Genomic DNA, 10,392 nt, shown 5'->3' with positions numbered 1-10,392 from the left:
TTCAGCATAACTGTACTGATATCTGCCGCATCCAGCCCCAGCCGCTTGGCGTTTTTCATCCAATCATGAAGCGTAATTTCACCTGATACTATTTTTTCATACAACGATACAGGTAAAACACTAATGGTCCTATGTCAAGATTTAGCACCAGTTAAAAAGAGAAGTTAATCCTCAACTTAACTTACTAAGAACAGTTTGTCTGTGTTTGCTCATAAAGTAATTCAAAGTCATTTGGCGACATGAGTGGATACGTTTGGTATTGTAAAAAGCTTCGATGTACTCGAATACCAGACGATACGCCTACCGGTAATCCTGTATTTTAAACCGGTTCAGCCATTCCCGTTTGACAAGCGCGTGAAACGATTCGATGCATGCATTATCCCACGGAAAAGCCTTTTTCGAGTAGCTGCGCTGCATTTTTGCAGTAGCTTCTCGCTATGCCTGGGATACATACTGGCTTCCTCTGTCACTGTGGATGATTAACGATAGTTCTGTGCTGCGTCTGGCTTTCGCTTTACCAATGGTGTCAATCACACAGGATACCTCTCAAATCTGACTGAGTGTCCAAGCAATAATCTTTCAGGAAAACAGATCTATAATGCTTGTCAGATAGACAAAGCCTTTGTTTGTCAAGATATATGTAATATCGCTACACCATACCGCATTTGGACGATCAGGAGTAAACTGTTCATTCAGGATATTTTGAAGTTCGTTGTTGAAATCGAAATCTATGGTAGTGATCGTCCACGGTTTCACCCATTTGGCCTTGATCCCCATTTCCTTCATATATTTCCCAACAGTACGTTCTACGTTCTGGGATGATCTCTCCATTCTGACGCAACTTTCTGGTGATTTGGGGAGTTCTGTAGTTTTGCTTGGATTCATCATGAATATCCTGTATTTTGGCTTTTATGTATTCCCTGCGCTTTTCCGTATCGGTAGGGGTATGTTTCAACCATGAACGGTATCCAGACCGCGAAACGCCTAAATAGTTCAGCATTCCGGAAACGGAAACCCGGCGATCCTGTTTTCTGGCAGCTTCCGTCTTTTCAGAAACCTCTATATAAATGGCTTCTGTTATTTTCCCAAAATGCTGATAACTTTTTAGCACATCGAGTGTGTCCTAGGCATCACGAAGCTCACGTTTCAAATGGGCAATCTCTTTCTGCTCATCAGAAGCGTAATTACCGGAGCCATGAATAGGGATATTTCCAGACTCCCTGAAATTCTTCAGCCATTTCGTCAGAGTGCTGTAACCTACACCGAGATTCTGAGTACAGCCACGAACACTAAGTTCTTTATGATCAAGATAGTACTGGACTGAATCCAGTTTAAACCGTTTGTCATGCTGCTTTGCATAATGAGATCCTCTTTCAAGACTATACTTCTATTGTATCATCTATTACTTATTGGGAATTTGCTCATTTTGACTTGTACTATTTTTATTCTAGCAGCAGCGTGCCTCTGAATGAGTACTGGACGGATGACATCGAAAAGGACTTCCGCAATCGGCAGAAGAAAGGACGGCAGTGATCTGTTGTCAAGACAAATGAAGGGCGGAGGTCACACCTTTGTCTTGGAATAAAATTAGGCCATCACTTCAGCTTGGTGCCGGTCTGGACAGCGCTTGTTTAATCCCCTTTAGTTTGGAAGCATTGGGGAAGGCGAGCAAACGATAGCTGAAGTCGTTCAAACTATGTACTATGAGGGATATGATTTCACGCATTTCTGTTCCATGTCTATCCCTGCGATGCTTGTGGAGGCTATTGTTCGATTGGGCTATGCTGTCAAGCGTATCAAGGAAAGGCACACCGTTTAGGATTTCATTTTATTTTCCTTGAATAGAGCGAAGTACACAAAGTTGCTAACTATGTTGTTTATAGGCTATGCGGGAGCAGGGACAGCGAATAAAGGCAAGGCATATTTTCCTCGAATCCAGTTTCTATCAATTATCTGCAGCAGATCGCTTTCGCAAAAGACTCGTATAGACAATTCAAGTGGATTTTACTTGAAAAGCCAGCTCTGGCGAGATGCCTATGTACGAGGAAAAAGCAGCAAAGAACTTGATTGTGTGTTTGCGGAAGAAGAAAAAAACTTTGTTATCGTTACCTTGGTGATGGTTATGAATCTCAGAATCCGAGACTTGCGTGAAGATGCTGACCTGACGCAAAAGCAGATCTCAGAAATTATTTTGTGCGATCAATCCCTTTATTCCAAGTACGAGCGCGGGGAACGTGTATTGCCGTTCGATCTGGCAGTCAAATTAGCCGACTATTATCAGGTATCGCTGGACTATCTGTTCGGCCGTAGCAACAAACGAAAGTAAATACATAACAAAGCGGTACGGAGCATCCCGTACCGCTTTGTTATTTCGCTTGTAACAGTCACACCCCGACCCGCGCTTTTGTCGGCAGCGTACCCCGCTGCCGCAGCACCGGCTGCTGAAAATCCCACGCGATAATACGCACCGGCGCTTCCGGGTCAGGCTCCTGCGCGAGATACTCCAGCAGTTCCATCCATTGCCCATGAAGAAGGGATAGTGTAATGCCTGCCTTTTCTTCCTCCTGCTCTTCCATCTGCGCAATGGTAACGCACCAGCCCTTCCGGTCAAAGTGCTGCACAAGGGCTTGTGCCAACCCATCCAACGGCAGCAGGATTGCGTTGTCCTCCCATGTAATATGGAGTTCATCTTCATATGCCGGAGTGAACGTGGAGCCTTTTTCAGCGCCCAGAGCGAATATTCCAGAATGTCTGCGATCGCTTCGGGCGTTTCGACGAGGATCACTTTCTCAAACGACATCATTGCCCCGACCAGCCGCACGGCGGCGTTTTTCTCGCCGTTGGGATTGAGCCGTTGGTTGCCGTTCCCGAAGTGGTACACCAGATGGAGAAAACGTTCTTCATCATAGATGCAGCCGACAAACCGGGAATATTTCAGGCTGTCTGTGCTGCGGACAGCCTGTCGTTCCTGTTCGCGCTTAATCTGTAAGGATGTCTGATACTTGCGCCTGCAAAGCAGGACGAAGAACAGCCGCGCCTCGTTGGTGCGGCTGCGCCGAACCGCCTTTTCGATGCTGTGCGTGCCCGTCGGCTTGTCCCAGATGAAAGCGTTCGACTTCCTACGGTCTTTTTGCCTCAAGCGGCAATAGGCTTCAAATCCGGAATCTGTAACGAAAAAGCTCTTGTGCCCTGGTGCCTTGACAACTTCCAGATACCCCGCGCGGCATAGCTTCTGAAACGCATCCTGTGTGCGCGCATAATTGCTTCCGAGCAATTTGGGCGCATGGTACGGCAGTTGCCCGCAGACCACACTGACTTGCAGCAAGAGCCATGCCGCGCTGTTCCTACCTATCCGCATTGTACCCTGCTCCCAGATCGAAAACCGGGATTTTGCCGGGCCGGATGCAGATCACGGTCTAATCCCTGTCGCCCCAGCAGCTCGTCTCGACATTGGAACAATAGATGCCGCTGTCGCTGGTCAGCAGGTGCCGCGCAATGATGTTCAGCGCTGTGCGGTTTTTTTCATTTCATCAAGACGTGGCGCGGGTTTTGAGTGTTTTTGAAACGCATTTTTATTTTTCTAAACAAGCATCAAAAACGCCAAAAAACCAAGTCATGCAACACGAAAAAAAGGGAGGGTGGTGCCGTTTCCTTTTATTCTTTCCTGCGCGGATAGGGTTTTCGCTCATCTGTAAAATCCAGCAGATAGTCAATACTGGTATCATAAAATTCAGCAAGACGTTTTAATTGTTGTGCTGGAATGCTGATATTGCCTAACTCATAGTCTGAATATGTTGTTTGATGCACCTGTAGCAAATCAGCCACCTGTTTCTGACTCATATCCTTGTCGTTTCGCATCCCTCTCATATGCTCATACATGCTATTCACCTCAAAGCAAGTATGGCTCAAGGATATATTCCTTATTGATTTTGAAGGGTATTTCCCTTATAATAGTCTTGAGGTGATTGCTTTGGAGAAAAACGAATTATTTCTGGAGGTATTCCGCGAGGTCCTTTCCAAGCAGGATATCCGCGTGGAATTCCCGTCCCTCATCGGAGTGGACGTCAATAAGCTGATGGATTCTATTTATTACCGCGCGCTCAACCGGATCAAGGGCTATATCCGCGACGACAGCCTTTCCGATCCGGAATGCTTTCAACAGATCGAGCTTGTCATTTCCACTTTGGAGCATCTGGGCAGCAGCGGCGGCTTCCGTCACGATTTTTGACCGTCGCGCTTCCCCTTTTCCGCTCCGTGCGCTGTCCCCCGCCTCCCGCGCAGCATAGACTGCGCGGGAGGGTTTTTTTATGGTTTCCATTAGTCTTTGCATGATCGTGAAGGATGAAGAGGCGGTGCTGGCGCGCTGTCTGGACAGCGTGCAGGGGATCGCAGACGAGATCATTATTGTCGATACTGGTTCCTCCGACCAGACCAGGGCCATCGCGTCACAATACGGCAGGGTGCTGGACTTTGCCTGGTGCAATGATTTTTCTGCTGCGCGCAATTATTCGTTCGCGCAGGCGGGCTGCGATTATATCCTGTGGCTGGACGCGGACGATGTGATACCGCCGGAGAGCCGCGCGGGCTTTGCCGCGCTCAAGCAACAGCTTGCGGAAGCAGCCGCCGACGTTGTCATGCTTCCCTATCATGTGGCGTTCGACCCGCAGGGCAAGCCGACGTTTGTTTATTTTCGGGAGCGCCTGCTCCGGCGGGCAGCCGGATTTACCTGGCAGGGTGCGGTGCATGAGTGCATCACCCCACAAGGACGCATTTTGTATGCGGACGCAGCTGTCGAACACCGCAAGGAGCGGAAAACAGACAGCCGCCGCAATCTTGATATTTATGAAAAGCAGCGCGCCGAAAAAGGAACACTGACCGCGCGCGAGCAGTTTTATTATGCGCGCGAGCTGATGGCGCATCAGCAGTGGGACGCGGCTGTGGCTGCGTTCCGTGATTTCCTATCCCGTCCGGACGGTTGGACCGAAAACCGGATAGAGGCCTGCCGCAACCTGTCCGACTGCCTCTGCACGCTCGGGCAACGGGACGAAGCGAAAGCCGCCCTGCTTCTGTCCTTTTCCATGGATGAACCGCGCGGGGAAACCTGCTGTGCGCTCGCCGCGCTTGAATTGCAGGAGGAGCATTATGCCTTGGCCAGGTTCTGGTACGAAACCGCCTTGCGTGCGCCGCGCAGGACAGAACGGGGCGGTTTTGTGCAGGTTTCCTGCTATGGGTATATCCCCTGTCTGGGGCTGTGCGTGTGCTGCGACCACTTGGGGCAGCATGACGAAGCCGCCGCATGGAACGAGCATGCCGCGGCTTTCTGGCCGGATTCCCCCGCAGTCGCCTACAACCGCCGGTATTTTGCGCAGCGCGCCTCCGGTGCGGAGTGACCGGAGACCGCCCCCACGCATAGAATGCAGTGCCGAATGATATTATCCGGCAAATTTCCCGAAAGGAAGAAAGACATGTACGATCGCTCACAATTTGTTGGACGGGACGGTTCCGGCTGCTCCTCCGACAAGTGGATGGATAAGATCTGCGGCGGCACATGCGGCGGCCAGCAATGCCCGCCCGGTCCCACAGGCCCGACAGGACCTGAAGGCCCGCGCGGGTATCGCGGCGAACGTGGTCCGATGGGGCCGCGCGGCTTTACGGGTGCGACCGGTCCTCAGGGGCCGGGAGGTTTCCCGGGCGCGACGGGTGCGACAGGCGCAACAGGCGCGACAGGCGCAACAGGCGCAACAGGGCCCGCCGGCGGCCCGACCGGCCCCACCGGCGCGACAGGGCCGACCGGCCCCACCGGTGCTACCGGACCGACAGGTCCCACGGGTGCTACCGGCTTCGGCGCAATTGGACCTACTGGCCCCACGGGGCCGACTGGTGCGACCGGACCGACCGGACCTACGGGCATAACGGGTACCGGTGCGACTGGGCCGACCGGTCCCACAGGTGCAGCGGGTTCCACGGGTCCCACAGGCCCGACTGGCGCAACTGGTACCGGTGCGACTGGACCCACTGGACCTACTGGCCCCACGGGGCCGACTGGCGCGACCGGACCGACCGGACCTACGGGCGTGACGGGTACCGGTGCGACTGGGCCGACCGGTCCCACAGGTGCAACAGGTCCCACAGGCCCGACTGGCGCAACTGGCACCGGAGCAACTGGACCCACCGGTCCCACGGGTGCAACTGGTCCAACCGGACCAACCGGCCCCACTGGTCCCACGGGTGCAACCGGCCCAACCGGTGAAGATGGCGATGCCGCCACCGTCCGTGTCGGCACAGTTACCACCGGAGATCCCGGCACCGAAGCCAGCGTCGTCAACTCGGGTACGGAAAAAGACGCTGTACTCGATTTTACGATTCCCAGAGGGCAGGATGGCCAAAGCGGTGCGACGGTCAACCTGTTATCCGCCTATTCCATCCCCTCGCACCCCGGCGGCACAGAAAATAACGCCCTGATTTTTGACCGGAACGCACTTTCCTACGGCACTTCCATCTCGCACGAGCTCAACAGCGCAATTTTCACCATCAACCATCCCGGCGTTTATGCCGTGGTCTTTGACGGCGGCATGGCGCCTGGAAGCGGTGTGACATTCCCCTATAATATCAGCTTTACGCTTGAGTTAAACGGGTCCTTTGTCGCTGGCGCTTCCGCATCGCATAACTTCCACACTTCGACCGAAACTGTAAGCATTGCGTTCACATCGCCGGTAGCGGTTTCCTCCGCCCCTGCCACGCTGCGGGTCATTGGCAGCGGAAGCACGTATTTTTACAGCAACATTTCCCTGACAATCTACCGGCTCGGCGATATCCCCACTTAACGCTGTTTCTGGCGCGCGTCCGGACGGCTGATAAGAAAACGGAAACGGGAAATTCCCGTTTCCGTTTTCTTTTTTACAGCAGCGCAAGAATATTGGCTTTGGGCATCGCGCCGACCGCTTTATTCGCGGGCTGGCCGTCCTTGATTACGACCAGTGTCGGAATGCTCATTACGCCGAACTCCTGCGCGAGCGCGCCCTGTTCGTCCACATTGATTTTGCCGACTTTAATATCCGCGCGCTCTTCCGCGATCTCGTCCACAATTGGAGAAACCATGCGGCACGGGCCGCACCAGCTCGCCCAGAAATCGAGCAGAACCGGCTTGTCCGACTGCAGTACCTCCTGTTCAAAATTATCCTTTGTAATGGTTAAAACCGCCATATTCCTACACTCCTTTGCTTCAGTTTGTCACAAGTTCATAATAAAATGCATACTGCTGCATAACGCCCGCAAATCCCCGATAGCGCTTTAACGGGAAGCCCTTGGGATAGTGGGCATCCAATACCTGCCGGATATGCGTATCGATTGGGAACGCATCGATATGATGCAGCGCAAACAGGCAAATACATTCCGCTACCTTGCGCCCCACTCCGGACAGTCGCATCAGCTCGGTGCGGGCATGGGCATAGTCCATATGCCGGACAGCCTCCAGGTCTACTTCGCCCGATACAACCTGCCGTGCGGCGGACAGTATGTATCTCGCCCGATAGCCCAGACGGATGGGCGCAAACTCCTCCAGCGTGCAGGCGGCAAGGCGTTCGACCGTCGGGAAAGCATTGTATACCTGTCCACTCCTATTATAGCAGATTTCCCCAAAAAGGGAACATAAATTTTCGACGCATTTCGTGATGCGCCCGATATTGTTCTGTTGGGATATGATAAAGCACACGATGGTCTCCCACAGCTCCTGCCGTAGGATGCGCAGCCCGCATCCCGCCGCAACCGCACGCTGTAGGTATTGGTCCCGCTTAGCGACCGCCCGCTTATACCTGCCATAGTCCGCATCCAGGTCAAAATATCCTCGCCAGACCGACTCGAATGTTTCCTCCGAACAATCGAACCGCACCAGCCGCCCTTCCTGGCAGACTTCGATATACTTCCCTCCCGCAACGACCGAGTACCTTTTTTCCCCCAGCTCCCGAAAGCGGAAGCATTGTCCCGACCGAGCGATCTGCTCCAAATCAAAGTCTGCTATCTCGCGTTCGATCATTTGCTCATCGCCTCATGCTCCGCCGCCAGCTCGTCATACAGTTGGTGGAACAGCCAGCCCAGATTCGTCTCTGTCACGACCGCTTTATACGGGATGGATACGCCGTTCTTTTTCATTTCACGCAGCAGGATCTCCAGACGCTTATCCGTAAAACCATCCAGCACCAGCACGGGCTCAGCCAGCGCCGGCGTCTCCGGCGCTTCGCGCGCATCGAACCCCTTGCGGCCAAGCAGACAGCCAATCGTCTGTCCTGCTGCCTCCGGCGCGACATTTCGAATACGCACCCCCATCCGTACCAGGATGGATTTCAAAACAGCGGCCTGTTCCCCGCTGTTGGGATCAAAATATAAAACGTTTTCCCGTGACACCGGCATATTCGGTTCCTCCTTATAGCATTTATTTTTATTATACCACAGCGACCGGCAAACCAGCAAGGAAAAGGCGCCTGCCGCACGACCCTGCAGCCGCGACGCCTTTCCGCCAATATGCCCGCCATCCCCTATATCTCCCTCTTGCGGCGGGTGCGCGAAGCATGTATAATGAAGTATACGCATTCGCTCCATATTCAGGCGGCAGACATTGCCTTGACAGTCTTGGCATGGATATCTATAATTGTAGTTGGTTTTCGCTAACTATAATTGTCAATAAACTTTTCTATTATCAGAACGGACTTTTTATCATACTTCCATCCGGAAAGGAGGCCTTTTTATGATACAAGCATTGGTTTGGGCGGCGGCCGGCACTGGTTTTACTTTTGCGATGACCTCGCTGGGGGCCGCTATGGTATTTTTCCTGCGCCGCAAATCGAGCGCGTTGCTGCAGCGTATTTTCCTCGGCTTTGCGGCTGGCGTCATGATCGCGGCTTCGGTTTGGAGCCTGCTGATCCCCGCTATTGAAGAGGCCGAGGCGGCTGGCGGGATCGGCTGGATCCCTGCCGCCGGCGGCTTTATCCTCGGCATTCTGCTCATGCTCGCGCTGGACGGCCTGCTCCCGCATCTGCACAGCGGTGCCGTCCGAGCCGAGGGGCTGCCCTCCTCTTTCCGGCGCACCACGCTGCTCGTGCTCGCCGTAACGCTGCATAACATACCGGAGGGTATGGCGGTCGGCCTGTCGTTCGCCCGCGCGGCACAGCACAACGGAGAGGCCGGCCTGATCGCGGCCGCCGGTGCGCTGGCGCTCGGCATTGGCATCCAAAACTTTCCCGAGGGCGCGGCGGTGTCTCTGCCATTGCAGCAAGAGGGGCTGTCGCGCCCGCGCGCTTTTCTCTACGGCGCGCTGTCCGGTGTAGTGGAACCGATTTTCGGCGTGCTGGTGGTTTTGGCTGCAGCGCAGCTTACGCCTTTCATGCCCTGGCTGCTCTCCGCAGCCGCGGGCGCGATGCTGTATGTTGTAGTCGAGGAACTGATCCCGGAAGCACACCTTGGAGAGCATTCCCACCCTGGAACACTTGGTGTAATGGCTGGCTTTCTGGTAATGATGATCCTTGACGTTGCGCTCGGATGACCTACATAGGATTCTGCAAGCGCTCCCCAACCTGCTAAGCAGGCGCCGCAAAAAACCTTGCGGAACGGCTTTGTTTATGCTATACTTATGATAGAATATTAAAGTAGAGGTGGTGGCTTGATGTCGGCTATCCGTAAATAACAGGATGACAAAAATTCCTCATCGCAAGACGATGGGCTTTTTGCTGTGCTGATTTTACGGATACAGAGTCGGGCCTGCCTTTCATTGGGCAACCTTTTCGTTGCCGCCGTTTTTCGGCGGCTGCATGTTGTCGTCCCCATCTATTCAGCAGAACAGTTTAATGGCCCGTCGTCCCGGGCCATTTTTTGTTGTCCTAAAAGCGAAACCATCATTTTATAACAAAGGACAAACAAACCATGAACCGAGAAAACAAACGAAAAATGTATGAAAAGGGTTATTATAAAACCCATCCCTGTGCCGAAAGCTTTACCTGCCGCGTATGCGGGCGGCCGGTCGTCTCCGTCGGCGCAGGCAGCGGTCACCGCAACCATTGTCCGAACTGCCTGTCAAGCTTGCATCTGGACGATGAACCCGGCGACCGTACCGCAGACTGCGGCGGCGTCATGGACCCCGTCGCAGTGTGGGTGCGCAAAAACAGGGAATGGGCGGTTATCCATCGCTGCCGCCGGTGTGGCACGCTCCATTCCAACCGGGTGGCTGCGGATGACAATCCGATGAAGTTGATGTCGATTGCCATGAAGCCATTGTGTGAACCACCGTTCCCGCTGGAGCGAATCGAGGAGATGACTGCTCTTATGGGCGGCAACGGCTGCTTAAATGGATAACGGAAAAGGCATGGCGAAGCCATGCCTTTTCTGATTTCTGCGCGTCTCGGG

Annotated in this window: 12 protein-coding genes; 6 read left to right on the top strand and 6 right to left on the bottom strand. The window is 53.6% G+C overall.

Features of this window, described 5'->3' with window-relative positions:
- Window positions 1-688: 688 nt before the first annotated feature.
- Complete coding sequence (locus tag H8S45_RS16400) at window positions 689-1,111, bottom strand: hypothetical protein (protein ID WP_242977942.1); 423 nt, start codon at window positions 1,109-1,111, stop codon at window positions 689-691.
- Window positions 1,112-2,122: 1,011 nt separating this feature from the next.
- Here H8S45_RS16400 and H8S45_RS16910 point away from each other — a divergent pair.
- Entirely contained in the window at window positions 2,123-2,326 is a 204-nt protein-coding gene (locus H8S45_RS16910) for a helix-turn-helix domain-containing protein (protein ID WP_082397429.1), read from the top strand.
- 58 nt (window positions 2,327-2,384) lie between these two features.
- Here H8S45_RS16910 and H8S45_RS13035 read toward each other — a convergent pair whose 3' ends face one another.
- Entirely contained in the window at window positions 2,385-2,636 is a 252-nt protein-coding gene (locus H8S45_RS13035) for a hypothetical protein (RefSeq protein ID WP_107631851.1), read from the bottom strand.
- A gap of 1,018 nt (window positions 2,637-3,654) precedes the next feature.
- Window positions 3,655-3,879, bottom strand: coding sequence for a helix-turn-helix domain-containing protein (locus tag H8S45_RS13030; RefSeq protein ID WP_107631850.1), 225 nt, complete (start codon window positions 3,877-3,879; stop codon window positions 3,655-3,657).
- A 91-nt stretch (window positions 3,880-3,970) separates the two neighbouring features.
- On the opposite strand from H8S45_RS13030, the gene H8S45_RS13025 reads away from it, so the two are divergent.
- The 3 genes from H8S45_RS13025 to H8S45_RS16905 all read left to right on the top strand — a co-directional run bounded on the left by H8S45_RS13025 (window position 3,971) and on the right by H8S45_RS16905 (window position 6,824).
- The gene (locus tag H8S45_RS13025) at window positions 3,971-4,228 is read left to right on the top strand and encodes a hypothetical protein (protein ID WP_054328521.1); all 258 of its coding nucleotides are present in this window, start codon (window positions 3,971-3,973) and stop codon (window positions 4,226-4,228) included.
- Between the two features lie 79 nt (window positions 4,229-4,307).
- Window positions 4,308-5,390, top strand: a complete 1,083-nt coding sequence (locus H8S45_RS13020) for a glycosyltransferase family 2 protein (RefSeq protein WP_186950173.1) — start codon at window positions 4,308-4,310, stop codon at window positions 5,388-5,390.
- 135 nt (window positions 5,391-5,525) lie between these two features.
- Window positions 5,526-6,824: a collagen-like protein gene (locus H8S45_RS16905; RefSeq protein ID WP_456236943.1), complete on the top strand. Its 1,299-nt coding sequence runs from the start codon at window positions 5,526-5,528 to the stop codon at window positions 6,822-6,824.
- Window positions 6,825-6,897: 73 nt separating this feature from the next.
- Here the strand turns inward: H8S45_RS16905 and trxA are convergent, their stop codons facing one another.
- Genes trxA through H8S45_RS13000 form a run of 3 tightly spaced genes read right to left on the bottom strand, consistent with a single transcriptional unit; the run spans window position 6,898 to window position 8,406 of the window.
- Window positions 6,898-7,203, bottom strand: a complete 306-nt coding sequence (trxA, locus tag H8S45_RS13010; protein WP_054328042.1) for a thioredoxin — start codon at window positions 7,201-7,203, stop codon at window positions 6,898-6,900.
- Window positions 7,204-7,222: 19 nt separating this feature from the next.
- On the bottom strand, window positions 7,223-8,032 hold the full coding sequence (locus tag H8S45_RS13005) for a DNA-3-methyladenine glycosylase family protein (protein ID WP_054328043.1): 810 nt from the start codon (window positions 8,030-8,032) through the stop codon (window positions 7,223-7,225).
- Entirely contained in the window at window positions 8,029-8,406 is a 378-nt protein-coding gene (locus tag H8S45_RS13000) for a DUF3783 domain-containing protein (RefSeq protein WP_054328044.1), read from the bottom strand. The genes H8S45_RS13005 and H8S45_RS13000 overlap by 4 nt, the downstream gene beginning before the upstream one ends.
- A 334-nt stretch (window positions 8,407-8,740) precedes the next feature.
- On the opposite strand from H8S45_RS13000, the gene H8S45_RS12995 reads away from it, so the two are divergent.
- Both H8S45_RS12995 and H8S45_RS12990 read left to right on the top strand, forming a co-directional pair.
- The gene (locus tag H8S45_RS12995; protein WP_107631845.1) at window positions 8,741-9,535 is read left to right on the top strand and encodes a ZIP family metal transporter; all 795 of its coding nucleotides are present in this window, start codon (window positions 8,741-8,743) and stop codon (window positions 9,533-9,535) included.
- A 377-nt stretch (window positions 9,536-9,912) separates the two neighbouring features.
- Window positions 9,913-10,341, top strand: a complete 429-nt coding sequence (locus tag H8S45_RS12990; RefSeq protein WP_054328045.1) for an RNHCP domain-containing protein — start codon at window positions 9,913-9,915, stop codon at window positions 10,339-10,341.
- Window positions 10,342-10,392: the final 51 nt, after the last annotated feature.

Origin of the sequence: Agathobaculum faecis, assembly GCF_014287995.1 — a bacterium.
GTDB classification, from domain to species: domain Bacteria; phylum Bacillota; class Clostridia; order Oscillospirales; family Butyricicoccaceae; genus Agathobaculum; species Agathobaculum ammoniilyticum.
This window is presented reverse-complemented; position numbering and strand designations above follow the sequence as displayed.